Annotated in this window: 22 protein-coding genes; 11 read left to right on the plus strand and 11 right to left on the minus strand. The window is 63.6% G+C overall.

Annotated elements, in window-relative coordinates:
• Window positions 1–35: 35 nt before the first annotated feature.
• The 4 genes from BMY31_RS04265 to BMY31_RS04280 form a co-directional block, all read right to left on the minus strand.
• Window positions 36–2,009: an EAL domain-containing protein gene (locus tag BMY31_RS04265; protein WP_143802930.1), complete on the minus strand. Its 1,974-nt coding sequence runs from the start codon at window positions 2,007–2,009 to the stop codon at window positions 36–38.
• A gap of 197 nt (window positions 2,010–2,206) precedes the next feature.
• A complete protein-coding gene (locus BMY31_RS04270) occupies window positions 2,207–3,049 on the minus strand; it encodes an HAD family hydrolase (protein WP_091008582.1) in 843 nt (280 codons plus the stop codon).
• Window positions 3,050–3,189: 140 nt separating this feature from the next.
• On the minus strand, window positions 3,190–4,419 hold the full coding sequence (locus BMY31_RS04275) for an iron-containing alcohol dehydrogenase (RefSeq protein ID WP_091008586.1): 1,230 nt from the start codon (window positions 4,417–4,419) through the stop codon (window positions 3,190–3,192).
• A gap of 135 nt (window positions 4,420–4,554) precedes the next feature.
• Window positions 4,555–5,406: a class I SAM-dependent methyltransferase gene (locus BMY31_RS04280; RefSeq protein WP_143802931.1), complete on the minus strand. Its 852-nt coding sequence runs from the start codon at window positions 5,404–5,406 to the stop codon at window positions 4,555–4,557.
• A gap of 117 nt (window positions 5,407–5,523) precedes the next feature.
• Here BMY31_RS04280 and BMY31_RS04285 point away from each other — a divergent pair, with 117 nt between their 5' ends.
• The gene (locus tag BMY31_RS04285; protein ID WP_091008593.1) at window positions 5,524–7,365 is read left to right on the plus strand and encodes an elongator complex protein 3; all 1,842 of its coding nucleotides are present in this window, start codon (window positions 5,524–5,526) and stop codon (window positions 7,363–7,365) included.
• 93 nt (window positions 7,366–7,458) lie between these two features.
• Here BMY31_RS04285 and BMY31_RS04290 read toward each other — a convergent pair whose 3' ends face one another.
• The 6 genes from BMY31_RS04290 to BMY31_RS04315 all read right to left on the minus strand — a co-directional run bounded on the left by BMY31_RS04290 (window position 7,459) and on the right by BMY31_RS04315 (window position 14,179).
• Window positions 7,459–8,442, minus strand: coding sequence for an AEC family transporter (locus tag BMY31_RS04290; RefSeq protein ID WP_091008596.1), 984 nt, complete (start codon window positions 8,440–8,442; stop codon window positions 7,459–7,461).
• 226 nt (window positions 8,443–8,668) lie between these two features.
• Window positions 8,669–9,295, minus strand: coding sequence for a uracil-DNA glycosylase family protein (locus BMY31_RS04295; RefSeq protein WP_091008598.1), 627 nt, complete (start codon window positions 9,293–9,295; stop codon window positions 8,669–8,671).
• Between the two features lie 133 nt (window positions 9,296–9,428).
• On the minus strand, window positions 9,429–9,800 hold the full coding sequence (locus BMY31_RS04300) for a P-II family nitrogen regulator (protein ID WP_078687029.1): 372 nt from the start codon (window positions 9,798–9,800) through the stop codon (window positions 9,429–9,431).
• A 69-nt stretch (window positions 9,801–9,869) separates the two neighbouring features.
• Window positions 9,870–11,108, minus strand: coding sequence for an ammonium transporter (locus BMY31_RS04305; protein WP_091008600.1), 1,239 nt, complete (start codon window positions 11,106–11,108; stop codon window positions 9,870–9,872).
• 340 nt (window positions 11,109–11,448) lie between these two features.
• Window positions 11,449–12,729, minus strand: coding sequence for a DNA (cytosine-5-)-methyltransferase (gene dcm, locus BMY31_RS04310; protein WP_091008604.1), 1,281 nt, complete (start codon window positions 12,727–12,729; stop codon window positions 11,449–11,451).
• A 118-nt stretch (window positions 12,730–12,847) separates the two neighbouring features.
• Window positions 12,848–14,179: a Sau3AI family type II restriction endonuclease gene (locus tag BMY31_RS04315; protein WP_078687032.1), complete on the minus strand. Its 1,332-nt coding sequence runs from the start codon at window positions 14,177–14,179 to the stop codon at window positions 12,848–12,850.
• 244 nt (window positions 14,180–14,423) lie between these two features.
• Between BMY31_RS04315 and BMY31_RS04320 the strand changes: the two genes are divergently transcribed.
• The 7 genes from BMY31_RS04320 to BMY31_RS04350 all read left to right on the plus strand — a co-directional run bounded on the left by BMY31_RS04320 (window position 14,424) and on the right by BMY31_RS04350 (window position 22,313).
• On the plus strand, window positions 14,424–15,551 hold the full coding sequence (locus BMY31_RS04320; RefSeq protein ID WP_091008607.1) for a GGDEF domain-containing protein: 1,128 nt from the start codon (window positions 14,424–14,426) through the stop codon (window positions 15,549–15,551).
• Window positions 15,552–15,560: 9 nt separating this feature from the next.
• A complete protein-coding gene (locus BMY31_RS04325; RefSeq protein ID WP_091008610.1) occupies window positions 15,561–18,296 on the plus strand; it encodes a sigma 54-interacting transcriptional regulator in 2,736 nt (911 codons plus the stop codon).
• Window positions 18,297–18,543: 247 nt separating this feature from the next.
• A complete protein-coding gene (locus BMY31_RS04330; protein ID WP_091008613.1) occupies window positions 18,544–19,032 on the plus strand; it encodes a PTS system mannose/fructose/N-acetylgalactosamine-transporter subunit IIB in 489 nt (162 codons plus the stop codon).
• 30 nt (window positions 19,033–19,062) lie between these two features.
• On the plus strand, window positions 19,063–19,857 hold the full coding sequence (locus BMY31_RS04335) for a PTS mannose/fructose/sorbose/N-acetylgalactosamine transporter subunit IIC (RefSeq protein WP_091008617.1): 795 nt from the start codon (window positions 19,063–19,065) through the stop codon (window positions 19,855–19,857).
• On the plus strand, window positions 19,850–20,743 hold the full coding sequence (locus BMY31_RS04340; RefSeq protein WP_091008620.1) for a PTS system mannose/fructose/sorbose family transporter subunit IID: 894 nt from the start codon (window positions 19,850–19,852) through the stop codon (window positions 20,741–20,743). The genes BMY31_RS04335 and BMY31_RS04340 overlap by 8 nt, the downstream gene beginning before the upstream one ends.
• A 181-nt stretch (window positions 20,744–20,924) precedes the next feature.
• Window positions 20,925–21,326, plus strand: a complete 402-nt coding sequence (locus BMY31_RS04345) for a PTS sugar transporter subunit IIA (RefSeq protein WP_091008623.1) — start codon at window positions 20,925–20,927, stop codon at window positions 21,324–21,326.
• A 117-nt stretch (window positions 21,327–21,443) separates the two neighbouring features.
• Window positions 21,444–22,313, plus strand: coding sequence for a Nif3-like dinuclear metal center hexameric protein (locus tag BMY31_RS04350; protein ID WP_091008625.1), 870 nt, complete (start codon window positions 21,444–21,446; stop codon window positions 22,311–22,313).
• A gap of 144 nt (window positions 22,314–22,457) precedes the next feature.
• Here BMY31_RS04350 and BMY31_RS04355 read toward each other — a convergent pair whose 3' ends face one another.
• Entirely contained in the window at window positions 22,458–22,856 is a 399-nt protein-coding gene (locus tag BMY31_RS04355; RefSeq protein ID WP_078687035.1) for a hypothetical protein, read from the minus strand.
• 424 nt (window positions 22,857–23,280) lie between these two features.
• On the opposite strand from BMY31_RS04355, the gene BMY31_RS04360 reads away from it, so the two are divergent.
• The 3 genes from BMY31_RS04360 (at window position 23,281) to BMY31_RS04370 (ending at window position 25,520) form a co-directional block, all read left to right on the plus strand.
• Window positions 23,281–24,066 (plus strand): class I SAM-dependent methyltransferase, encoded by a 786-nt coding sequence (locus tag BMY31_RS04360; RefSeq protein WP_078687036.1) that lies wholly within the window; start codon window positions 23,281–23,283, stop codon window positions 24,064–24,066.
• Window positions 24,067–24,179: 113 nt separating this feature from the next.
• Window positions 24,180–24,689: a flavodoxin family protein gene (locus tag BMY31_RS04365; protein WP_078687037.1), complete on the plus strand. Its 510-nt coding sequence runs from the start codon at window positions 24,180–24,182 to the stop codon at window positions 24,687–24,689.
• A gap of 219 nt (window positions 24,690–24,908) precedes the next feature.
• Window positions 24,909–25,520, plus strand: coding sequence for a zinc ribbon domain-containing protein (locus BMY31_RS04370; RefSeq protein WP_143327748.1), 612 nt, complete (start codon window positions 24,909–24,911; stop codon window positions 25,518–25,520).
• The last annotated feature ends 19 nt before the right edge of the window (window positions 25,521–25,539 follow it).

Genomic DNA, 25,539 nt, shown 5'->3' on the forward strand with positions numbered 1-25,539 from the left:
CCGCGGCAGGCGCTAAGCGAGATCCGCGGCAGGCACTAGGCGGAATCCGGGGCGAGCGCGGGGCTCGTGCCAACAGGCGCGGGGCCCTCATCCATGGTCCGCTTGAGGTAGTCCGTGAACTCGCGCACGGGCAGCGCCGGCGAGAAGTAGAACCCCTGCTCGTACTCGACGCCCATGTTGAGCACGTCCGAGGCCATGTGCATGGTCTCGACGCCCTCGACCACGACGTCGAAGCCCATGTGCTCGAGCATGTCTATCTGGAAGCGCAGGACCTGGCTCTCGCCCTTGAAGAAGGCGCGGGTGGTCTCGGCGTCGAGCTTGACCTCCGATATGGGCAGGGTCGAAAGGCGAACGATGTTGCTGGTCCCCGAGCCGAAGTCGTCCAGGGCGAACGTCGCGCCCTCGCCTATCAGGCGCAGCATCTGGCTGCGCAGGAGGGTCAGGTCGTCCATGGCGGACTCGGTGATCTCGAAGCAGAAGTCCGAAAGCAAGACGTTGCGACGGGCCGCCTCCTGGATTAGCTCCTCGGCCAGGTTCTCGCTCATACACTGCGCGGGAGAGAGGTTGACGTTGATGCGCTCGATGCCCAGGGCCCGCAGGTCATGCGTAGAGGCAAACAGGCAGGCACCCGCGAACACCTGACGCCCCAGCTCGCGAATGCTGCCGTTCCTTTCGGCCACGGCGACGAAATCCGACGGGGGAACGCTGCCCATCTCGGGATCGTTCAGGCGGGCGAGGGCCTCCGCCCCCGTGATCTGGCGGTCGTGCACGGAGTAGATGGGCTGGAAGAAGACCTCGATGCGCCTCTCGCGCAATGCGCTCATGACCGCGCCCTCGACGGCAGCCTCGCGAATGAGCGCCTCGAGGTAGGAGTCGTTGATCGTGAAGAGGTCCTCTCCCCTGAGTTCGGCCTCCATCAGGGCGCGCACCAGGCACTCGCGAACGACGACGATGTTCGTCTTGTCGACCGAAAGGGGCAGGTATGCCATGGCGACAGTGAAGTCGACCTCGGTCGAGGTGTCCAGCCAGGGCCTGCGGAAGCGCTGACGGATCTCGGACGACAACCTCCTCGCATCCATCTCGCCGCCCTCGCACAGGAGCACGAAGCGGCCCGAGCCGATGTAGAACCCATAGTACTGGGGGAACTGGTGGCGAAGCCAGTCGCCGATCAGGACGATGCCACGGTCGACCTGCGGGACGCCGTAGATTCGCTTGGCGACGGCATAGTTGCGCAGCTGGATGCCAAAGACCGAGAAACGCTCCGCTCGTATCTGGCAGTTGGACACCATCTCGTCGAAGGCGCCGTAGTTGAACAGCGGGACCTTGGGATGGTGGAAGAGGTCAGGGTTCTGAGCGGTCAGGTAGATGACCAGGATTGCCAGCAGGCTAAAGAAGCTCGTCACCAGCGTGTGGGAGAACAGCCCGCGCATGAGGATGGCCGCGACCAGGATGGCGTCGCAGACGTACAGGCTGATGACCAGTCTGAGCTGGGAGCGACGCTGGCAGGTGACCAGCACGAAGAGGAGCGCACCTATGTAGAACCACGTCGACCAGTAGATGCTGGGGTAGAGCCAGGTGTTGTGGTAGCCCTCCCCCGGGTCAAAGTGGAAGATGAGGCCGAACCACGGCGTGGTGACGACCAGCGCCACCATGATCAGGATGGGGACGCAGAGCGCGTTGATGACGCGTATGCCCAGCACGCGCTCTGCGTGGAGCGCCTCGACCGCATAGTAGAAAATCGCCCAGCCCCTGAGCAGGAAGCCCAGGAAGTACAGGATGTTGACCACGTACATGAGCCACAGGGGGAACTGCTCCCATATCTCGTTCATCTCGCACGAGACGATGTCGGATATGGTCATGGCCAGGTTGGCCGCAAGGACCGCGGCGAACGCCCACGACTGCCTGCCGGGAAGGTTGCGACGAGACAGGTAGTAGCCCATCAGAATAATCTGGACCGGGATAGTGGCCAACGCAAAGTCGTAGTTGTACCCGCTGAGCCAATGGAACACCGCAACCACCACGCCCTCTGCCAAAGTGACGTACGCATGCCCGCAAAATATAGAGAGTTGCACCAACAGTTTGGCATAGGGCGACAATATCGTCACCGACGCGGTGACAATTGGCACGATGTGGCAGGCGAGCGCAACAAAGTCACGCTCGCAAGGACTAGCCGGGCAAGAAGAGGTTGGGAAGTGCCAGGATCCGGCTAGCGCATGAACGAGGGCGTCTGGCCGCTTTGGGCGCAGCGGGCGATCTCCTCGAGCGCCTGGGCGACGGCATCGTCGGCACAGGCGCCGATGTGCCAGCGCGCGGTCGCGGCGGCCTCGGGCGTGGCGTTGGCGACGGCCACGGAGTTGGGCACTTCTCGCATGATGGCAAGGTCGTTCTCGGCGTCGCCGAAGAACACGATCTCGTCGGCGCAAACGTCGAGCTCGGTCATGAGGTCGGTGAGCGAGGAGCCCTTGTTGACGCCGCTCGGCAGGATGTCCACCCAGTGCGGGACCGGCTGGACGAAGTCGAACTCGGGACAGAGCTCGGCACCCTTGGCCATGACCTCCTCGACGTCGGCCTGGGTGCCGGCGCAGCCGAAGGTGGCGCCGATGATCTCGAAGTCGGGCACGGCGTCGCAGGCGTGCGCCTCGAACGAGAGGTCGTCGCCCCAGAGCTCGGCAAAGCGCTGGCGGATGCCCATGCACCAGACGGGGTTCTGGGGTGCGCTCTTAAGCGGGTAGGCGCCCACAAAGCAGTCGTCGCGCGTGAGGACGTAGTCGACGAAGCGCTGGAGCGCGGCGTTGTCAATCAGGTGCACGCGGCGCATGTCGCCGTCGACCATGACCTTCTTGCCGTTGGAGAGGATGCCCGTCCGGAAGCAGGAGTCGTCGCCGTCGAAGAACCTGAGCAGCTCGAAGTAGTCGCGCCCGGTGGCGGGGCCGAACTGGACGCCTGCCGCGCGGACGGCCGCGATGGCCTTGCGGGCGCGGGCAGAGACGTGCCCCGCGCCAAAGGGGACGAGGGTGTTGTCCATGTCGGTCAGTACGAGCTTGATCATGCGTCGCCTTTCTGGTTGCGATGACGGGCCACGGGTTTACCTGGGAATGGTACCGCGCGAGAACCCGCGGGCACGCAGCACCGTCGCCACCTGCGCCCTAAGCACACAACCCGCGACCGCCACAAGCTTCGGACTACGGGCTACGCGCCCGGCAGCAGGCGCTCGAGCACCTCGACCATCTGCTCGTGACCCCATATGACGGGCACGGGATACCAGGGAGTCGCCTCCTCGAGGGCGCGGTCGGCCAGAAGGTCGAAGTCGGACGGGTCGAGACGCTCGATGTGCGCGGGAATGCCCAGGCGCTCGTTGAGGGAGCGGATGCCCTCGATCAGGCGCGCGGCGTTCTGGTCGTCAGGCAGGTTGGGGTCGCCCACGCCCGCCGCGTGCGACAGCTGTGCCAGGCGCGCGTGCGCCGCGCTGCCGTAGGCCTCGAGCACCACGGGCATCACGCTTGCGATGGCGCGACCGTGGGGAATGTCGTAGAGCGCGCCGATGCCATGGGCAAGGGCGTGCACGTAGCCCACGAACGCGTTTGTGAGGGCAAGCCCCCCGCCGTACGAGGCGGTCAGCATGCACTCGCGCGCCTCGAGGTCGGACGGGTCGTCCATCACGCGGGGAAGGTTCGAGAAGACCAGGCCCACGGCCTCGAGGGCGGCCTCGGAGGCGACGGGCGGGCAGAAGCGGTTGACGTATGCCTCGACGGCGTGGGAGAGCGCGTCCATGCCGCTATAGGCCGTGACCTCGGGCGGAAGTCCCAGCGTGAGCTGGGCGTCCAGCACCGCCAGGCGGGGCACGAGCCTCGAGTCGCTTATGGGGTACTTGCAGTCGCGTCCGTCGACCACGTCGGTTATGACCGCGGCGGCCGTGACCTCGGAGCCGGTCCCGGCCGTGGTGGGGACGGCGACCAGGGGCGGAAGCATGCCGCGGACGCGCATGACGCCGCGCATCTGGGGAATCGTGAGACCGGGGTTGGCGACGCGCATGCCGATGGCCTTGGCGCAGTCGATGGCCGAGCCGCCACCGAGGGCGACGATGCCGTTGCAGCAGCCCTCCTGGTAGGATGCAAGGCCCTTCTCGACGCACGCGACCGTGGGGTCGGGCTTGACGTCGGAATAGACGGATGCCGCAATGCCGCTGACCTTGAGCGCGCGCTGCAGGGGCTCGATGGTGCCGCGGCGCACCATGCCGGAGGACGTGACGATCAGGACGCTCGTCACGCCCATGCGCGAAAGGGCCTGCGGCAGGCACAGGAGCGAGCCGGGGCCGATGATCCGCCGCTGCTCCCTGAAGCCCGCTCGCAGCGCAAGGGAGGTCCCGAGGTTGAGGGCGCGAGTGCCCATCCTTCGCGAAATGGCAGACAGAGCGCCCATGCCAGATCCTCCTTGCACGCGTCAGCAGAAGATGCGGACACCAAAATCCCGCGTGTCACGCAATGACAATAGTGTAATCAATTAGCGGGGCAATTATTCGGAGAGTGGCGCCTATCTTGCAGTCAAAAGTTCCGCCTACGATCTTCGGAACACAAGGTAGCGGTTGAGCGAGGAGGTCCTTCCGTCAGACGAGAAGTTCCCCAACAGGCGGGCGGAATCCCCCACCGCGCCCGCGAGCCGCTCAACCTCCGCATCGCCGAAGCTGTGGCAGTAGCGCCAGGCGCCCGGAAGCCGCTGCCAGCCCAGGAGGTAGTCGCCCGGACCAAGGTCCTGCGCGTCCAGCCCAAGGGCGTCGAGCGCCTGGGCGGTCGTCGCGCGCGCACGCTCGGCCAGGCCGGGCTCGCTCATGAAGCGCCAGAGCGAGACGCAACAAAGACCCCCGGGGTGCGTCGCGGCCACGAGGCCCTGCAGGAGCCGCTGCCGCGCGGCCTCCCCGGGCACGTGGTGAAGGAAGCCGAAGGAGACCACCAGGTCGAAGCCGCGCCCGAGCTCGGGACCGAGCCCCGCCGTCGCAAGGCGCGTGGGAAGGTCTCCGTCCAGGAGTGCCCCCACCACGTCGACCTTGTGGGTCGCCACGGCCACGCGCCCCGAAGACACGGCGTCAGGGGCCGTCGCCATGAGGTCCTCGCAGTTGTCGACGGCGTGGTAGTCAATGCGCCGCCGTGGGAGCGCTCGTGCCAGGAAGGTCGCAAAGCGCAGGTTGCCTGCGGCAAGGTCGAGCACGCGCAGGGAGGCGCCGCCCGCATCCCACGGGGCGGCCCGGTCGCCCACCAGATGCGACAGGCAGCGGTCCCACCCCGGCCAGCGATTGTGTCGGGTAGCGGAAAACGAGCTCGCCTGCAGGCGGTAGAACTCGCTGTTCAGCCGGCTCATGCGGCGCGCGACGTCGTCGGCCATGTCGTCCATGTCAGGTCTTCTGGTATCCATAGCAGCATTCTAAGCCCAGCCGGCAGCGGACGGCACATGGCGGAAAAGTGGCGAGGGCGCATGCGCGCGCTTCTGGGCCACGCGCGCCCCCACGTCGCGCCCCTATAATGGCTTCCTATGGAAGAACTCTTGCTAGACATACTCGGGCGGCTGCGCGCGCTGCCGCAGGGGCAGGACGCGCTGGGGCACGAGGCGCTCGAGGCCGTGGTCCGCAGGCACAACCGCGGCATCCGTGACAACGCCAAGCACCTCTCGAAGAGACGGATACTCCCCTTCTACCTGCACGTTCGACAGAACGACCCCGACCGCTGGGCCAGCTGGAGCATCGACGAGGAGCTCGAGCGGCGCCTGCTCAAGACGTTGCGCATGAAGCCCCGACGCACGGCCTCGGGCGTCGCGACCATCACGGTCATCACCCGCCCGCAGCCCTGCTCGAGCGACTGCGTCTACTGCCCGTGCGACCTGCGCATGCCCAAGAGCTACCTTTCGAACGAGCCGGCGTGCCAGCGCGCCGAGCGCTCGTTCTTCGACCCGTACCTGCAGGTGACAGCCCGCCTGCGCGCGCTCGACCAGATGGGCCACGCAATCGACAAGATCGAGCTCATCGTGCTGGGCGGCACCTGGAGCGACTACCCACGTGCCTACCAGATCTGGTTCGTTCGCGAGCTCTTCCGCGCGCTCAACGACTGGCCGAACGTGGACCAGGACCGCCACGAGCGCTGGAGGCTCTACCACGACCTGGGCATATCAAGTGACCAGGAAGACCTTGCCGCCTTCGTCGCGGGCGAGCAGGCCAAGGTGGACGCCGGACAGAGCAGCTACAACGAGTCGTTCAGGCGGCTCTTCTCCCAGAGCGAGCCCCACCAGAGGGCCGGCGACGCCATGGCCGCAACGCTGGACGAGCTCTACGCCGAGCACGCGCGCAACGAGCGCGCGGCGCACCGCGTGGTGGGCCTGGTCATCGAGACGCGTCCCGACACCGTGACCCCGCAGGCGCTCGAGCTCTTCCGCCAGCTGGGCTGCACCAAGATCCAGATAGGCATCCAGTCAACACGGCAGGAGATTCTGGACGCAAACCAGAGAGCAACGACAATCGCGCAGGTCAAGCGCGCGTTCTCGCTCATCCGCCTGTACGGCTTCAAGATCCACTCGCACCTGATGGTGAACCTCGTGGGCGCCACGCCCCAGGAGGACAAGCGCGACTTCCAGACCTTCGTGCAAGACGCCGGGTTTCTGCCCGACGAGATCAAGCTCTACCCTTGCGCCCTTGTCGCAGGCACGCGCCTGGTCGGTCTCTACCGGACAGGCGCGTGGCGACCCTACGACGAGGACGAGCTGCTGGACGTGCTGGTAAGCGACACCATGGCCACCCCGCCCTACATCCGCATCAGCCGCATGATTCGCGACATCGGGGCCGACGACATCCTGGCGGGCAACAAGAAGACCAACCTGCGCCAGATGGTCGAGGGCAAGATCGAGCGCGCGGGGCTGGCCGGCAAGGTGCAAGACATCCGCTTCAGGGAGATCAACCAACGCAACATCAGGGCCGACGACCTCACGATGGACGACTACCCGTACGAGACGGCAACCACGCGGGAGCACTTCCTGCAGTGGGTCACGCCACAGGGGCGCATCGCGGGCTTCCTGAGGCTCTCGCTCCCCAAGTGGGAGGCCATCCAGGACGGCCAGACCGACGTCGCCGCGGACGAGCTTCCCACCGGAGCTGGCGAGGCCATGATCCGAGAAGTGCACGTCTACGGAATTGCCGCCCACCTGGGCAAGTCGGACGTCGCGGCGCAGCACCGCGGCCTGGGACGCGCGCTCGTCAGCCGGGCCGTCGACATTGCGCGCGAGGCGGGCTACGCCCGGCTCAACGTGATCAGCTCCGTCGGCACGCGCGAGTACTACCGCCACCTGGGATTTGCAGACGCGGGACTCTACCAGAGCGTCGAGCTCTAGGCGCTTCTCCGCCGCGCGGGACTTACGGACGTCCTGCCGGGCTCGTCACGCCAGGGCCTGCGAGCATTCGTCAAGCACGCCCAGTGGTCGGACCTACCCCACCAGGCCGAGCGAGCTCACCAGCCACAGCCAGAGCGTCAGGGTGACGGCGCAGCCAAACGTGGTCATCATGACGGCGGTCGAGGTGAGGGTGCCGTCGTGCCCCATGTTCTTCGCCATGATGTAGCAGCTCACCGTGCTGGCGGAGCCCAGCATCACCAGCAGCGCCACCAGCTGCTGGTCGCGGAAGCCCATCAGGATGGCAAGCGGCAGGAAGATGGCCACCAGAACGACCAGCTTGATGGCCGTCGCCACGCCGGCGAGCCTCAGGTCTCCCCTGGCGTCCTCGATGCTGAACGAGGCACCCATGGCCATGAGCCCCAGCGGGGTCGCGAGCACGGCCACGTTCTTGAGGGTGCTGGCCGCGATGCCGGGCATCGGCAGGCGCAGGACCGACCAGGCGAGGCCCGCCACGACGCCGATGATGATGGGGTTCTTGGCGATTCCGACCAGGGACTTCCTCACCAGGTCAGCGGTCTGGTCGGCACCCGTGCCCTCGGCGCCGCCCTCGTCGGTCCCCTCGGCGGTCAGCGTCAGCACGGCGACGGCCGCGACGTTGTACAGGGGCACGCTGCCCAGGATCATGAGCGCGCCCATGCTGGTGCTCGCCGAGCCGTAGATGTTCTGGATGAACGCCAGGCCCAGGATTGCCGCAGAGCTGCGGTAGCTCACCTGGATGAACTCTCCGCGACGTGGGCGCTCCGGCACCAGAGCGCGGCCCAGGAGCACGATTGCCGCGATGCTCAGCGTGGTCGCGACCAGGCAGAACAGCACGTAGCGACCGTCCCACGCGTCGGCGAAGTCCTGGGTCGCGAGGTCCCTGAACAGGAGCGCGGGCAGCGCCACCTTGAAGACGAACGCGTTCAGGTACGCGGTGAACCTCTGGTCCATGAGGCCCAGCCTGCGGAACAGCAGGCCGCACAGCATGGTCAGGAAGATGGGCAGGGTTGCGTTGACGCTAAAGAGAAAGCTCTCCAAGGGACACCCCCAGCGAGGTTGCGGTCAAGGGGACGGCGTGCGGACACGCGCCGCCATGACCCGATTGTCTCCCCCGGCGTGCGGCCCGGCCGCCGCGCGCGCGAAACATACCCAAAAACGTAACGTCAGCACAGTTGGGGCGCGGGCCAGGTACCGGGAGCGACCGGGGGGACGACCCGGCAGGCCGCGCACTTCTCGCCCGCACGAGCGCGCAACCACCGGCGCGCTACCCCTCCAGGGCCGAGCGCACCGCCGCCTGCAACTCGGGCACGACCTCCGCCTCGAACCACGGGTTCTTCCGCATCCAGATCCGGTTGCGCGGCGAGGGGTGCACCAGGGGGAAGTACGCGGGGCCAAACGAGCGCCAGTCGCGCACCACGTCCGTGAGCGCCACGGAACCCTTGAGTCCCAGGTACCTGTGGACGGCGTAGCTGCCCACGAGCACGGTCAGCCGAACGTGCGGCATCATGCCCAGAAGCACCGGATGCCACTTCTGCGCGAAGCCCCTGCGCGGCGGCAGGTCCCCGGACTTTCCCGAGCCGGGAAAGTAGAAGTCCATGGGCACAATGGCGACCTTGCGCGCGTCGTAGAACGTTTCGCGGTCGACGCCCAGCCACGAGCGCAGGCGGTCGCCCGACTTGTCGTTCCACGGGACGCCGCTGTCCTGCGCGATGCGCCCGGGCGCCTGCCCTATCACCACCATGCGGGCCTCGGCGCTCGCCGAGTACAGCGGGTCGATTCCCCGCTCGGTGTAGGCGGCGTTCTGCGCGTCGGCCCTGATCGCCTCGAACACGGCGCCGAAGTCGCCGCCAAAGGCGTCCGCGCCCTCCTGACCAATGTCTGGCACTGCCATCGCAACCTCCCGTCGAACCCTTGCAGCCAGATACAGTCTGAACCAACGGGAGGCGCAGTCCGTTGCAGCCGCAACAGAGCCTAAGATCGCAACGGCGCGAGGGGCCGGGAAGCGCCTGTCCCCTCGGCCGGCACTAGTCCTTCGCGGGCGTGGGCGCACCGGGCTGGATGGCCATGAAGCCCTCCTCGCCCGTGCGGATGCGGATGGCGCGGTCGAGCTCGTAGCAGAAGATCTTGCCGTCGCCCACCTCGCCGGTCCAGGCGGCCTCGCGGATCACGTTGATGACCTTCTGGGCCCAGTTGGGCGTCGAGACCACGATCTCGAACTTCACCTTGGGCAGCATCGTCATGGCAGACACGCTGCCGCGCACCTTGTGCGTGTAGCCCATCTGGGTCCCGCAGCCCATCACCTGTGACACGGTGATGCCGCGCACCTCGATCCCAAAGAGGGCCTCCTTGACGTCCTCGAGCTTCTCCTCGCGGACGATTGCCTCGATCTTGAACATGTCAGCCTCCCAACAGGCCGCGCGACCGGACACCCGTGCCAGCCGCGCGACGGTCGCATACCAGCAATCCTAGTCGTCCAGTCCGTTGAACGAGGGGTAGGCGCGCTCGCCGTGCTGCGAGATGTCCAGGCCCACGCGCTCGTCACGCTCGCTCACGCGCAGCGGGACGACCAGGCTCACGACCTTGGCCACGACCAACGTTCCCGCCACGGCGATTGCGATGGTGATCAGGATACTGGCGACCTGCGCCGCGAAGAGCTCCCACTGGCCAAACGCGAGGCCGTCCCAGCGCACGGCGGGATTCACCTGGGACGTGGCGAACACGCCCGTCATCACGCCACCAAAGATGCCACCGATGCCGTGGCAGCCAAAGGCGTCCAGCGCGTCGTCGTAGCCAAAGTGCTTCTTGATGCGAGACACCGCGAAGAAGCAGAGGGGACTCGCGAGGAAGCCAATCACCAGGGCCGCCCACAGGGGCACGAAGCCACAGCCCGGGGTGATGGCCACCAGACCGATGACCAGGCCCGTGCTGGCGCCGACCAGCGTCGGCTTGCCGTCGTGAAGCACGTCCATCAGCAGCCACGAGAGCTCGGCCGTGGCAGAGCTGACGGCCGTCGTCGCAAACGCGTGGCCCGCGAGCTCGTTGGCCGCAAGCGCGCTTCCCGCGTTGAAACCGAACCAGCCAAAGAGCAGCAACGCCGCGCCGATGGCGACCAGCGGGATGTTGTGCACGCGATAGCTCGCCTCGTCGTAGCCCTGACGACGACCCAGAAGCAGGCACAGCACGAGGGCAGACACGCCGGAGGTGATGTGGACCACGTTGCCGCCCGCGAAGTCGACCGACCCCATCTGGGCCAGAAGACCGCCACCCCACACCATGTGCGCCACGGGGTAGTACACCACCAGGGTCCAGAGCACCACGAACAGGAACAGCGCCTTGAAGTTCATGCGACCCGCGATGGCACCGGCAATCAGGGCCGGCGTGATGACCGCGAACATCATCTGGAACAGCGCGTAAACCATCAGCGGGATGCTGGGCGCGTAGCCGTTCGTCGCGTCCTCGACTCCAATCATGAACGGGTACTGCATGCTGCCGATGACGCCGGCCACGTCAGTCCCGAAGCTCAGCGAGAAGCCCAGCACGAACCACATCACAATGGCCACACCAATGCAGAAGAACGACGTCATGATGTTGTTGACGACGTTCTTGCGGCGACCCAGGCCGCCATAGAAGAAGGCAAGGCCTGGCGTCATGAACAGCACAAAGGCCGCGCACAGCAAAACAAAGCCAGTATCGGCAGCATTCATCTTAGTACCCCTTCGTCGTAAGCGAACGGATACATGATTCAACGCTCCGGTTGCCCGTTTGCATCGCGGTCGTTGCAGCCACGTTGCCAAGCGTTTCTACCAAGTCAACCGAACGTTACCGTTGCCTTCCAGACGCGATGCCACGCCGTCACACCCCCACGTAAACCGATGGGGAGAAGTGCGTATGCTCCGAGCACGATTCCTTCCCTCCCCCGGTTCACGTATTCGGTACCAGTTAGCGGAGGCCCCATGACCCCCCACGGGGAACAAAAGAGCGGCGGACGCGCATCGCTCGCATCCGCCGCCCGCTCAAAGAGAGCCATCAACAAATAAGCAAGGGTTAATCGAGGTCCTTCGCCAGCTCGCATCCAATCCTATGCGGGATACCGACGACCAGGGCGTTGCCCATGCAGAACGCTCGATGCCCATCAGTCATGCCAACATTCGTCCAGCCCTTAGGGAAGCCCTGCAGCTGGTCGAGCTCATCAGGGACGAGTCTTCTCATACGTCCGTCTTCCGTCTTGATGATGTGCTTAAAACGGGAGGGGCCAGACCCACCCTCGCCCGTCAGGATGGTCCTGGACGGGTTCTCGAGCAGGTCAGGATAGGCCATTGAGCCCTCAGAGTAGAAGTACGTGAAGCCCGTCTTCTTGTTCACTCTCTCTTCTCGCTTCGACCCCTTGAGGTACTCCCACTTGGGCAGTTGCTCATCCGGCACGTAGAAGGACTCCGGCACCTCTGAAGCCGGGACAATCACGTCTCCCAAGCACCCCAGGCGACCGTCGTAGACTTCCTCAACATCGCAAGTCAGCACTTTTCCGTCAGCCATCACGCCACGGTTGCGGAAGGGCGAGCGCTTCGAACGTTCCTCGTTGAAGTGAAGCGTCGCGTCATACGGGTCAGCAGGAATGCTAACCGTGCCGATTTCCTCGGTCTTTGCAATTGGGAACGCTCGTGTGATAACGCCATCGAAAAGCCTTACCCGCTGATTCCAGGAGGCGTTGCGCTCCGCGAAGATGTAAACGCGCTTGCGCCTCTGGGGGAAGCCGTACTCACCGGAATTGATGACTTGCCACTCGACAGAGTAACCAAGCGAGGACAAGCAGCTGAGGATGATCGAAAAATCGCGACCGCGCTGCGACGCAGGAGACTTCAGGAGCCTGTCAACGTTCTCGAACAGGCAATAGCGCGCGTTCTCGGACGACTTAGATATCTGAATCTGGAGGAATCTGTAGATGTCCCACCAAAGAACGCCTTTCTTTCCCTCGATGCCACCGGCTTGGCTAAGGGGCCTCGCCACGCTGTAGTCCTGGCAGGGGAACCCACCCACGACCATGTCGACGGAAGGAACGTCCCTCTCGCCTGCGTCGACTTCGTCAAGCACCTTATGGATGTCTTCATTGACGACGGAGCCCTCGCCAAAGCGGGTCTCGTAGCATCGGGCCGCAAACTGGCGCGCGTTTGATCCAGGCGGCTCCCACTGGTTTGCCCATACCGTCTTATAAGGTCCCGCGGCGGGCAGGCTCATGCCGGAACCGTTTGGGTCGGTGTAGCCGTCAAGGCCAAGACGGAAGCCACCGACGCCCGCAAAGAGCTCGGCAATCTTAATCTCTTCGGACACGTTTCTCCAATCGCTGCTGTGTCCCAAAACTTGTGAGATCAATAATAACCGATCGACCGGACAAGATCAATCTTGCAAGGCGGCATGGATAAATGCCAAGCAGATGAAAGACGAGTAGCTACCGTCCAAGCGCTTTGGCAATCTCGTCGGCGATGTAGTTAGCATTAAGCCAGAAACTCTTCTTTGGAACTGGCTTGCCATGGGGCTGTGGGCAGGTGTCTTTGCTGTCCCTACCGTGCGTCTTTACAAAGCAGCACCTGTTTTCGGTCGACCTGACCGAGACGATAGCAAGTCCTTCTCTCACGTTTTCCCGCATTTGGTCATAGCAGGCTTTGGCTTCATCGAGGTCGTCATCGGACATCTGCCAGAAGCAGATGTCCGAGAGGCGATATGCACCGTCCTGGTCCTCCCTATAGAGAACGAAAAGGTACATGTTCTGGAGATACGAGTAGAAATCAGAATCCTCGAATTCTCTCTCTTCAAGGTCATAGTAGTTGAATGCCCGAAAGGAAAGGGGCTCCTTAGGCTTGCCGTTCTTCTTAAGACGTATCGTCTTTGGCTCGATTCCTGCTTTAACGAACTCTGCAATCTGTTCGTTTTCGCCAATGCCAAGAATGCGCTTTGTGATTCTCGCACACCTGTCCTTCGAGCAAGATACGCCCATCTTCTTGGCAAGCTCAGCCTCAGTGAGTCCGAAGAACGGTTCGAAGCGTCTGCGCACGAGCTCAAGAAGACCGATAGAGCCCTCATCGGCAGAGCGCCCGATAGCTTTCGCATTTTCAAGAAGGTGATTTTGGACGGACGTCATGTACGAGGCCTTAAACGCCCAAGCTCTTGGCTTCGCGCAGGCTGACGAGAAGGGCTGGGAGCGGCGGACTTTAGAATTCGCTGATTTGGTACAAGCCTCAAGGTAGACGGTATCGGAGCCAGAGATGTCCTCGGCATGGCCGGACCGTACCTTGTTCACAACCGTTTCCCAATCGGCCTTGATCTGTGGGACATCCTCGGGAGGGATTGACCAGACGTCGGCAAGGACAACCTTATAGTCGAGCAAATCAACGTCCTTCTCCCACAGATACGAGATGAGAAGGATGTTGTCAATCTTCTCCATGAGATGACTCGTCTCAAACGTCTCGTTGACGACGCTCATGTAGTCAATCATGCTCAGAACGAGCCGCTCTTTGGCAACTAAGCCACCCTTGGTCGTCCGTTTCAGGGGCGTGCACTTGAGCTCAAGCCCCGCCTCGGAGAAGTCGGGAGCAGAATCGGAGTTCGGAGCATAGTGGAAGTAGTACTCCTCCACAGCGTTGCCAAACGCCCCTTTCCTCCTATGGGGATCATCGAGCTTGGACGCATTGGTCTTCTCACGAAGGCTGTGCCCCACGAGCTTGTGAGCGTATTCGACAATTGAATGAACATCCTTCTCGTCGTATTCCTCGTGTCGCGCCAAGGCGCCCTCCCTTCACGAGCGGCTTTCCAAATCCGAGACAGACACTACCACTTGAAAGTTGCCAAACGAGGGCAATTGAAACCCGAACTCAAGACCCTTCCGCCGCTACTGTCAAACCAACGCTACTGCCAAAAACCTCGCCGCGAGACGAAATGGAACGCCGCTCAACACTGATGACGAAGCCCGCAGCCTATACTTTGTGTACACTTCAAACCCCTGTTGTGCGAGCTTCCAGAGGAGCAACATGAGCCCCGTCGACTTCATGTACTTCTACGTAAAGGACTTCTTCATCCTGCTCTTCCTCGAGCTGGTCATGCTCGTGCTGTTCACAACCAACCCCCGCATCGGATCGAGGCGAGACCGCATCCACGTCCTCAGCCTCATGGCGATATGCCTAGCGCTCTCCGTCGCACGAGAGGTGGACACGATCTTCTCGGACGTCAGCCTGTACCCCTACACCAACATGCCGCGCGCCATCGGCACCTACCTCACCTACGTGCTGGGCGTGGCGTCACTCCTGCTGTTCTTCGAGCTCGCCCTGCCAGACACGCGCAAGGTCCTGCTATTGGCAATCCCCCTCGCGCTGATGGCCATCCTGTACCTGACCATCATCATCTTCCCCACCGCAGAGAACCCCCTCGTCGTCGGCTTCGGGACGGACAACGTCTTCAGGCGAGGTCCTCTGGGCTTCACGTCACACACCCTGAGCGTAATCTACACGCTGGGCCTGATGGGAGTCATCATTCGCAGCGCAGGTTCGGCCAGGCGCGTGGACACCCTGGTCATCGTATCGTGCGGAATCGGCGTCATGTACGCGCTGGCCATCGAGACGCTGGGCATCGCGACCAACGTCCTGTACCCCACCATCCTGATCAGCACGGTCGTCTGGGTCCTGTACTCGTTCATGAAGACGGCGCGCCACGACACGCTCACGAAGCTGATGAACCGCCTGACCTTCCTGGACGACGAGATGCGCGAGAACGGCAGCGTCTGTGCGGTGATCTCCATCGACATGAACGGCCTCAAGCAGATCAACGACGCCAAGGGACACATCGCGGGCGACGACGGGCTGCGCGCCATCGGAAGCGTCTTGGAAAGGTTCTCGAGCGCCGACTGCCGCATGTACCGAACCGGAGGCGACGAGTTCACCGCCCTGTGCCGCAAGATGGACGAAGGCGCCGTTAGGAGAATATGCGACGACGTTCGCGACGGCGTCATACAGAAGGGTTACTCGGTATCGATAGGCTATGCCATGCGAACACCGGGCATGAGCGTGGAGGACGCCTACAAGGCGGCCGACGCCGCGATGTACGAAAGCAAGCGCGCGTACTACCAGCGTGAGGGAAACGATCGCAGGAAGCACCGCGCATAGGAGGAGCGCATGGCTTCCGCTGACACGCGAGACGAAATCCTGAGGCACTTGGACGAAGCGACGCGCAAGCTAAGCCCAAGCTCGACCAACACGTTCAACACGTCGGCCATCGCCTCGCGATGCAACGTAAGCAGGAATCTGGCGAGCCAATACCTCAACGAGCTCGTCCGGGCGGGACTTGTAGTAAAGGTCAACGCGCGACCCGTGCTCTACCTGCACAGACGCGGGCTCGAGCGTTATCTGCAGTCGGAGCTCGACCACACGGAGTTCCCATCGATGCAAGACCTACTGTCTTCCGTCGGCATGGTCGAGCGCAAGGACTTCGAGAAGGCAATCGGATTCGACCTGAGTCTTTCCACCTGCGTGGAGCAGCTCAGGGGAGCAGTCGGCTATCCGCCCTTCGGCCTGCCCGCACTCCTGATAGGCGGTCATGGGTCCGGAAAGGACATGCTAGCCCGTCTGGCTTTTGAGTACGGGACGAACTCGGGCGCGCTCCCCCAGGGCGCGAGCCTGGTGAAGGTAAACTGCACCGCCTACGAAGAGTCGGCCACAAGCTTCGAGGCGGATGTCTTCGGCCAAGATGACACGAACGGTGCAGCGCAACGCTGCACGGGAGGCATCGTCTACCTCAGCCGCGTCGACCACCTGCCGCTGGCCACCCTCGAGACCCTGACCCACCGCATCCTGGAAGACAGTGAGGGCCGCTCGGGCAGAGGCAGCCATCCGGCACGCTTCATCCTAGGAACCGCTCGGCCCCCGGAAAGCCCCGTCGTACAGAACCTCGCCCGCATGATCCCCATAGCCGTAGAGCTCCCCGACTACGCAAAGCGAACCGAACGCGAGCGAACCGCACTGGTCATGCACTGCCTCCATGCCGAGGGGCGACGCGTGGCAGCAGACGTCTCCGTCAGCCGAGGCGCATTGCGCGCACTTGCCTCCTACGACTTCGACGAGAACATAGACGGACTGAGGGCCTGCGTCACCAACTGCTGCGCAAGTGCATTTCTGAGCCGCAAGGATGAGGGCGTGGTGGTCCGCAGCTACAACCTGCCCAGCCACATCCTGGGAAGCAGCACCCCGCTTCCCGACGATGACCAGCTGGTTTCCAGCACGGACCGCGAGCCCAGCGACCCCAGCGGAAGGCTCGTCTCGTTTCTCCAGCGAATAGTGGACTCCTTCGAGGAGCAGCAACAGGGCGAGGTGTCGCTGGGCGAGTTCATGCGTGTGGCGAGCGGCGCCCTGGGATCGTTCCAGGACGCCCAGAACTTCGAGTCCCAGTACGCCAGCCCACGCGTCGCCTCATTCGAGCGCGTGCTCGCTCCCGTAATCGAGGGCATCAACGCCGACTACGGCATCGAGCTTTCCCGTAAGGTGACGCGCTCGCTCGCCCAGTCCCTCTCAATCCAACTGTGGGACGGAACCTACCTGAGCATGTGGCGTGCGAAGAACCGCGCAGCGCTCGAGCGGATATTCCAAACCTTCTCGAACTATTCCGCATCGGCCGGCATCATCGCAAGACAGATAGCCACTAAGGCGCACATCGCCCTTGGAATCGAGTTCGACTGCCTCACGCAGGCGCTCCTGAGCATCGAGGTGGTCGGTGCCATGGGGTCGAGCCCCAGCGTGCGCGACACGCTTGGGGTCATCATCTGCCATGGCTACTCGACCGCCACCAGCATTGCCGACGCTGCCAACCGCATCCTGGGACAGCGCGTCTACGAGGCCATCGACATGCCCTACAGTCAGGAGCTTTCTGACGTCATGGGCCAACTGACGCGACTCGTCGAGCGCTTCGCGTTCTGCAAGACGCTCGCGGTCTTGGTCGACATGGGCTCCCTGGCGCAAGTGGACGAGACCATCCCCAAGCTGGCAAACGGCCAGATGTACGTGGCTGACAATGTGTCAACGGGGCTGGCGCTGGAGGTGGGTTCAGCCCTAATCAACCACGGGAGCGTTGCTGACGCACTCGAGACCTGCGTCGAGGCCTGCAAGCCGACCTACCGTGCCATCGCGAGCCCGCACGGTGGAGATGCCATCGCGTTCTGCTCCGAGGCTGGTTCCGACGCGGCAGACAAGATTCGCCGGTTGGTGCAGGACAGCCTGCCTCAGGACCTTCCCATCAGCCTAATCACCTGCGACTTCCTTGAACTCGCGCAGCGGGGCGACCAGGCAGGGATGTTCTCGAGCCACAACGTGCGACTGATCGTGGGCACGATGGACCCCGGCGTGACGGCGGCCCCCTTCGTGCCACTAGGCGACATAGTGGCGACAGGCGCGAGCGAGGAGCTCGACAAGTCGCTCTCTCGCGCGCTGACCGCCGAGGAGATGGACGAGTTCCACGTCAAGCTGCTGAGAAACCTCACCCTACGAAACGTCGCCGTCTCGATAACCATCCTCAACCCGGAGATCCTCTACCTGGAGGCCGACCGCGCCATGCACGAGCTCGCCCGCCTTTCGGGCGAGTCGATCGAGGTCCGAAAGCAGATTGGCCTCTACGTGCACCTCTGCGGCCTCATCGAGCGGCTGGTGACCAAGAGCTTTGTGGACGACTACCCCGACATGGAGGCCTTCGAGCGCGACCACGCCGACTTCGTCCGCTGGTTCCGCGCAGCCTTCGACGACATGTGCCGCCGCTACCGCGTGACCATCCCAGTGTCCGAGGTGGGCTACGTCTACCACATGCTCCACGAGCCCGACGGTTGCGCCGCAAGCACGGCCATACTTGGGTCCATGGAGGACGAGTAGCACGCAGGGGCACGCATTTCTCCCCGCCCGACTTCTTGCGGCCTCGACACTCCGCCTAGACGCACAGTGTCGAGGCGGAGTGTCGAGAGGCCTCGCAGGCAACATCGTGCGCAACGGTCAGTGTCGAAATGTCACCATGACTGACGATTTCCCTCGTTCAGGCACGCAAGGCGAGCGTCGCGCCGTATCGTGACCCCAGCAAGCGCATTGCAGGACTAGAGGTTTCGGTACGGAAAGGAGTTGCAGCATGAGCATTGTTGCGGGAAGAATCGACTACCGCCTCCTGCACGGGATCGTCCAGGGCTTCTGGTGCCCGACGTACGCCACGCAGCGCACGATGATCATCGACGACGCCACGGCCAACGACGAGGTGCGCAAGTCGGCCATGAGGCTCTCGAAGCCGGCGGGACAGGCGCTGTCGATCATCAACCGCGAGACGGCCTACGCCAACTTCAAGAGCGGCAAGTACGACAACCACACCGTCTTCGTGATCGCGCGCGACCCCCAGACCTTCCTCGACCTGATAGAGCTGGGGCAGAAGGTGCCCATCCTCACGCTGGGCCTCACCGAGCTGCCCCCCGAGGGCACGCCAGGCGTCCTGGCGGGGAGAAGGGCCTTCATCCACGACTCCGAGGTTCCCGTGTACCAGAAGATCGCCCAGGCGGGCACCAAGGTCGAGATCCGCTACATGACGACAGACAAGCCGGTTCCCCTGTCCGAATACGTCGCGGCCTAGCGACTCAACCCAGAAGGAAGGTGGTTGTTGATGTCAGTCAACGTCGTGCAGTTCGTCCTGATCGTCCTGCTGGCGGGCTTCAGGGCCGCAGACCAGTACTCCACCCAGCTCTTCCCCTTCCAGCACGCGCTGATGTGCTGGCTGGTCGGAATCATCCTGGGAGACCCCAACACGGGCCTCGTCGTGGGCGGAACCATCCAGCTGATGTCGATGGGCGCAGCCGGCCTCGGCGGCTCGTCGGCCCCCGACTACGGCATGGCCGGCATGGTCGCGACCGTGCTCGCCTGCGTCACCGGCTCGAGCGACATCTCGGTGGGCCTCGCCGTGGGAGTCGCGGTGGCCATGCTCTACGTCCAGCTGGACGTCATCTTCAAGATCTACAACTCGTGGGTCTTCAAGGTGATCCGCGGCTACTGCGTCAAGCGCGAGTACAGCAAGATGCTCGCCTCGTTCTTCCTCTCGCACGTCTACCTGTTCCTCCAGGGTGCGCTGCCCATGGCCCTCGTTCTGGCCTTCGGCCAGGGCGCCATCGACTCCGTGCTGGCCATCATGCCCGAGTGGTTCACCACAGGTCTCTCCGTCGCCGCGGGTATCCTGCCCGTCACCGGCTTCGCGATGCTCCTGACCTTCATGCCGGTCAACAAGTTCTACGCGTTCCTGATCGTGGGATACGTGCTCTCCGCGTACCTTGGCCTCACGGTCCTGCCCGTCGCCCTGCTGGGCGGAGCCGCAGCCGTCGAGTACTTCAGGCTCAAGTCGAGCGAGGGCGCCGCCCCCGCCGTCGCAACCTCAACCGCCAACGGAGGTGAGCTCGAAGATGAGTAGCTTCTTCAAGCCGAAGGATTTCAAGGACTTTAATGAGGCCCCCAGCCCCGTCCAGCTTCCCGACGGATCGTACGAGCCCGTCCTGACCAAGGAGGACCTCAAGGTCTGCTCAAGGCGCATGTGGCTGATGGACACGGTCTCGTACTCCTACGCCACGCAGAACGCGCCCTGCGCCGCCTTCGCCGCCTACTACGCGCTGCGCAAGATCTACGGCAACGACGAGGACGCCTTCAACAAGGCCATGCTCAACCAGCTGGACTGCGTCTTCAACGCGACGCCTCCCGTGTGCGGCCTGGTCCTGGGTGCGGGCCTCGCCATCGAGGACAAGCAGCACGAGGCCGGCATGCAGGCCGAAAACGACCTCAAGGTCGGCCTGATGGGTCCCATCTCGGGCATCGGCGACGTGTTCATCTGGATCCTGCCCATGACCATCCTGGGCTCCATCGCGGGCTATATGGCCATGCAGGGCAGCCCGGTGGGAATCCTGCTCTGGGTCGCCCTCTGGATGGCCGTGCTCGGCTGGCGCCTGCAGAACTACAACCAGGGCTACGGCGCCGGCGCATCCGTCATCACTAAGCTGGGCGACAAGGTCTCGACCATGACCGACGCCGCGTCCATCCTGGGCCTCACGGTCGTGGGTTCGCTGATCTTCTCGGCAATCTCGATCTACACCCCGCTCACCTTCACCTACGGCGAGATCAGCCTGGCCCTCCAGGTCGGCGTGCTCGACCAGATCTTCCCCAACCTGCTTGCGGTCCTCACCGCGTGCGGCGTCTACAAGCTGATCAAGAAGGGCGTCAAGCTCAACTGGATCATCTTCGGGATCATCGTGATCTGCTGGGCCTGCGCGGCCTTCGGCATCTTGGGCGTCGCCCCCGCGGCATAGCGTCCACGCGCAGCCTCCCCTCCTCTCTCCCCGGCGCGACCAAGGACGGCGGCGCGTCGGGGAGCCCCTTGGGAGGGGCGGTCACTCCCCCGACCGCCCCTCCCAAGGGGTCCGCGCCACGCCAGGCGCGCTTCCGGCCACAGCCACACGCCGCACGGGCGGCAGACAGCGAGGACTGCTTATGAGACACATCGTTTTGGCATCGCACCACCGCTATGCCGAGGGACTTGCCGACACGCTCGCCTTCCTAGGATGCCGCAAGAAGCTGAACGTCATCTGCGCCTACGTGGACGAGAAGCCCCTTGCCCCCATGGTCGACGAGCTGTTCGGGGCCTTCGACCCCCAAGACGAGGTGCTTATCCTGACCGACATACTCCAGGGCAGCGTCAACCAGGCCTTCGCCCCGCACATGGGCGAGCGCGTCTTCCTGGTAACGGGAGCGACCGTCTCGCTCGCGCTGGAGCTCTGCCTTGCCGGCGAGCCGCTGACCGCTGAGTCGATCGCCCGCTCGATCGAGCTCGCGCGTCAGTCCATCTGCCTCGTCAACACACTCGACTCGAGCGCCGAGGAGGGTGACGAGTAGTCGAGCGGGCACTTCTCGCCCAGGCGACCAGGTAACCGCTTACCCTGCGACCAGGCGAACGGACGACCATCCACCCAGCGGGCATGCCGCACCCGCGAAAGACAAGAGGAGAAGAGCATGCTCATCGGAGAAGCCATAGACGGCATCAAGGGCTACTGCAAGGGCGTCGACTTCGTGAGCGGAGAGCCCATCGACGACGCGACCACCCGCGACAAGGTGACCTATGGAGCCGAGCACCTGGGAGAGCCGTGCACGGGAATCGTGACGTGCATCTGGCCCACGGCGGACATCATCCGCAGGGCGGGGGAGCTCGGTGCCAACCTGATCGTCTCGCACGAGGCCCTGTTCTGGAACCACGGCGACCGCCAGGACGTCATCGCTCACAACAAGACCTACTTCGCCAAGAAGGCGCTGCTGGACGAGTGGGGCGGCACCGTCTGGCGCTGTCACGACTACATCCACTCCAAGGTCCCCATCGACGAAGGAGGGCGCTACGTCGACGGCATCTTCTACGGCTTCGCCTGGAAGCTCGGCTGGCTGGACTACCGCTGCGAAGACGTACCCATGTCCCTGGACTTCAAGATCCCCCAGACGAGCGGCCGCAAGCTCGCCCAGCACATCGTCAGGAGCCTGGGGCTCAATGGCACCCGCCTGATCGGCGACCCCGACGCGCGCGTGAGCCGCATCCACGTCCCCATGCACGTGACGGGCGACGCCGCCAGCGACACGCGCGAGATCTCGTACGCCGACGCCAACGACGTCGACGCACTGGTGACCATGGAGTTCGTCGACTTCACCACCAGCGAGTACATACGCGACGCAGGTATGCTGGGGCAGAACAAGTGTGCCATCACCGTCGGCCACTTCAACCTTGAGGAACCCGGAATGGAGTACATGACCCACTGGGTCCACGAGGCGCTGGGCAACGACGAGCTGCCCGTGTCCTTCGCTCCCATGCACGACACGTACCAGTACGTCTGCGCATAGGCACAAGTCGCCGCACCACGCGCCTCGGAAAACACGTCCGCCCCGGCCAAAGGGAAACCGGGGCGGACTATCTTTAGGGCACGGTCGCGCGAGGCGACTGTTTCGCATGCATCAATCTACGTGCCCGCAAGACGGCAAATGAGACTAAGCGGTCCGCGCGTCGCTGGCAGAGCGCGCGTTGCTAGCGGTCAGCGTGTTGCCGGCAGACTCCGCGTCGCTGACGGTCTCCCACTCGCAGATGACATCGTCCCACGCGTAGATGGTGTCGCTATGCTCGCCGCGCCCGTTTCGCACGCAGCGCAGGCATTCGACGCCGGGATCCTCCTCTTCCGAGTACTCGACCACGAGGAACGTGAGCCACGCGTCGGCCGAAGAGGTGGGGATGTTTACGTCGACCTGAACGGCCGTCACGACATCCTCCGGGTCATACGGGACGTTCACGAGGTTGTACTCGCAGTCCTCCCAGTCGCGAGCGTCAGGAATCTGCTTGGCCACAAAGTCCCTTATCGTCTCCTCGACCAGACTTTCGTAACGCCACCTCATAGCCATGCCTCCTTGAAGAAGTGTCCAACCGATTTGTCGCCCCGTACTATAGGCCTCCCGGGCGAGCCCGCAACGCACAAGTCGCAATCTGGCCAATTACAAAGTATTTGATACCGCTCGTCTGAATACACGCTTTTGCGATATAGAGAAGTGCAAGCTAATTGCCAGTTTTCTGCTAGCCAGACACATGCACTTCTCTACTAATGCATGAAAGTTATCTGATAGATAAGTGCCAGGAATCGGTCAGCTAAGTGTCAGACACTATCGACCGTGCGCAAGCCAGGCGCGAGCCTGACAACTGGGAGGGGCATCGGTCGCCGGGTCCATTTGTTCGCGAACCAGTAATTCCCAAGAACAAGTTGTGCTGAAAGGGATAGAGTTAGCCTACGTTAACTGTTATGGGGCACGAGAACGGAGCAACCCAATGGACCTGAAGTTTGGCGACATTCAAGAGACCGCGCTGATAACGCTCGCGGTTCGCGCGAGCGAGACCAGCCGACCCAAGCCGCGCATTCGCGACGAGAAAGCGAAAGAGATCATCGAGACCCTAGGCGTCGACGTCAGCAAATACGACCCCTTCATGTCCCACGAGGGGGTCGTCGCGCGCACACTCATGTTCGCCGAGGCCCTGCGCAAGCTGATCGCACAATACCCCGACGCGCTCTGCATCAACCTTGGCTGCGGCTTCGATGACAAGTTCTCCCAGGTAGACAACGGTAAGATCGAGTGGTACGACGTCGACCTTCCCGACCAGATTGCCGTGCGACGCAAGGTCTACGACGATCGCCCCCGCTGCACCATGATGAACGGCAACGCGCTGAGCGGCGAGTGGACTGCCGGCCTGCCGAAGGACCACTCGACCACCATCGTCGTAATGGAAGGCGTGCTCGAGTATTTCACCAAGGGGCAGACCGCGACGTGCCTTCACATGCTCTGCGATTCGTTCGAGCACGGCTACCTGGTCGCCGAGATGAACTCGATGTTCATCGTAAAGCACTCCAAGCAGCATGACGCCATCAAGAACACCAACGCGACCTTCAAGTGGGGCACCGAGAGCGGAGCCGAATTCGTCGAGCTCGAGCCGCGCCTTACCCTGCTCTCCGAGCACAGCTACAACGAGGAGATGCGCAAGTACACCTTCCTCGCCAAGGTCTTCGCGGCAACCGTGGGCAAGAAGAACAACAACCGCCTGGCCGTCTTCAGCTGGTAGCCCGTGCGGGGACGGTCGCCCCGCACGGGGCGCCGTCCTCCACACGCACCGTGGACCAATTGAGCCGGAAGGGTTAGCCTCTTGGCAAGGAACCCGCGACCGGAAGGAAAGCCATGCCACGAGAGAGCAGCAAGACCCTCGTCGTGTACTTCTCGCTCGAGGGAAACACCCGCCTTGTAGCTAACGAGCTGAAGAAGAGGATCGGCGCCGACCTGCTTGAGCTGAGGCCGGCCAAGGCCTACCCCACCGGCGGGTTCACCAAGTTCCTCTGGGGCGGAAAGAGCGTGCTCATGAAGGAGACGCCTGAGCTCGAGCCGTTTTACTTGGACCTTTCGCCCTACGACACCGTCGTGCTGGGAACGCCGATATGGGCAAGCTCGATCGCTCCGCCGCTCAGAACCTTCCTGCAAGACGCCGCCAGATCGCTCGCGAGCAAGCGCGTGGTCGCGTTCGCCTGCTGCGCCGGAGGAGACCCCGGCAAGGCCATCGAGCAGATACAGGAGCTGGCGAACACGAAGGTTCGCGCGACCGCCGTCTTCGTCGACCCGAAGAAGGGCCGCGACGAGAACTGGAACGCCAAGCTGGGCGTGCTTGCGGGGGCCATTCAGGCACGCCTGAGCTAGAGACCACACAACCGCCAGAGAGCATGCGCCCACAGACGAAAGGGCGGGACGACATCTGTAGAGCGCGTATATTCGAAGGGGCATCTGCGCCCTTGCGCGTCGCACGAAGATGAGCGCGAGAGGGGCACGGGCCAGTCGTCATCTAGCTACGCCGCTCGGTACCGTGAGTCAGCAACGCATCACCTGGTCGTTTCGTTCCCCGTCGACAGGAGGCGTCAGATGATCTGTCCAGCTTGTGGTCAAGAGATTCCCGAGAGCAGCAGCTACTGCCTGCACTGCGGAGCGCCCGTGCTCGCCACCCGGTCGCGTCACCGCTGCCCCATGTCTCGCATTCCCCGCAGGCAACGAATGGCCCTGCTGGGCGTCGCGGGGATCGCCGTGCTCGCGGCTGGCATGGGGACGGCATGTGCAATGCGGCGACATTGCCAAAACAAGGCCACTGGGCAGCGCAAACGCGAGAGCCTGAAGAATGTGCAGGAAAACCTGGCAAACTCGCTTTCGCGAATCGAGATTCCACAGCTAGAGAGTCTGCCGATTTCCGACGTATCGACGGTTTCAGCCATCATCCCCGAAGGCCTCGCCCTGTTGAACATGCCGGATACGCCAGGTCTTTCTGACCTGTCGGGCATGCCGGGGACGCTTCCCTCGTTGGTCGAGCTTCATGCGTTGGCGCACGAGCTCGAGGCAGCCGCCCGCTCGCGCGCAACAGCCGCCGCGCGCGGCGCCGCGAAGAGGGCCCTCCGGTCATCGTTCGACAGGAAGGTCCGGCGCGTCCGGCGCCTGCGCGACGCGCTAGTCGTCCTCGCGCAGGCGGTACGCGAGGACGACTAGCGTTTTGCCTCGCAAACGA

It is taken from the genome of Parafannyhessea umbonata, from assembly GCF_900111255.1.
Classification (GTDB): domain Bacteria; phylum Actinomycetota; class Coriobacteriia; order Coriobacteriales; family Atopobiaceae; genus Olsenella_J; species Olsenella_J umbonata_A.

Coding starts and splice junctions, on each gene's coding strand:
- BMY31_RS04270 (WP_091008582.1), bottom strand. CDS start 3,049: ATGATCAAGCTCGTACTGACCGACATGGACAACACCCTCGTCCCCTTT.
- BMY31_RS04275 (WP_091008586.1), bottom strand. CDS start 4,419: ATGGGCGCTCTGTCTGCCATTTCGCGAAGGATGGGCACTCGCGCCCTC.
- BMY31_RS04280 (WP_143802931.1), bottom strand. CDS start 5,406: ATGGATACCAGAAGACCTGACATGGACGACATGGCCGACGACGTCGCG.
- BMY31_RS04285 (WP_091008593.1), top strand. CDS start 5,524: ATGGAAGAACTCTTGCTAGACATACTCGGGCGGCTGCGCGCGCTGCCG.
- BMY31_RS04295 (WP_091008598.1), bottom strand. CDS start 9,295: ATGGCAGTGCCAGACATTGGTCAGGAGGGCGCGGACGCCTTTGGCGGC.
- BMY31_RS04300 (WP_078687029.1), bottom strand. CDS start 9,800: ATGTTCAAGATCGAGGCAATCGTCCGCGAGGAGAAGCTCGAGGACGTC.
- BMY31_RS04305 (WP_091008600.1), bottom strand. CDS start 11,108: ATGAATGCTGCCGATACTGGCTTTGTTTTGCTGTGCGCGGCCTTTGTG.
- BMY31_RS04320 (WP_091008607.1), top strand. CDS start 14,424: ATGAGCCCCGTCGACTTCATGTACTTCTACGTAAAGGACTTCTTCATC.
- BMY31_RS04325 (WP_091008610.1), top strand. CDS start 15,561: ATGGCTTCCGCTGACACGCGAGACGAAATCCTGAGGCACTTGGACGAA.
- BMY31_RS04330 (WP_091008613.1), top strand. CDS start 18,544: ATGAGCATTGTTGCGGGAAGAATCGACTACCGCCTCCTGCACGGGATC.
- BMY31_RS04335 (WP_091008617.1), top strand. CDS start 19,063: ATGTCAGTCAACGTCGTGCAGTTCGTCCTGATCGTCCTGCTGGCGGGC.
- BMY31_RS04340 (WP_091008620.1), top strand. CDS start 19,850: ATGAGTAGCTTCTTCAAGCCGAAGGATTTCAAGGACTTTAATGAGGCC.
- BMY31_RS04345 (WP_091008623.1), top strand. CDS start 20,925: ATGAGACACATCGTTTTGGCATCGCACCACCGCTATGCCGAGGGACTT.
- BMY31_RS04350 (WP_091008625.1), top strand. CDS start 21,444: ATGCTCATCGGAGAAGCCATAGACGGCATCAAGGGCTACTGCAAGGGC.
- BMY31_RS04355 (WP_078687035.1), bottom strand. CDS start 22,856: ATGAGGTGGCGTTACGAAAGTCTGGTCGAGGAGACGATAAGGGACTTT.
- BMY31_RS04360 (WP_078687036.1), top strand. CDS start 23,281: ATGGACCTGAAGTTTGGCGACATTCAAGAGACCGCGCTGATAACGCTC.
- BMY31_RS04365 (WP_078687037.1), top strand. CDS start 24,180: ATGCCACGAGAGAGCAGCAAGACCCTCGTCGTGTACTTCTCGCTCGAG.
- BMY31_RS04370 (WP_143327748.1), top strand. CDS start 24,909: ATGATCTGTCCAGCTTGTGGTCAAGAGATTCCCGAGAGCAGCAGCTAC.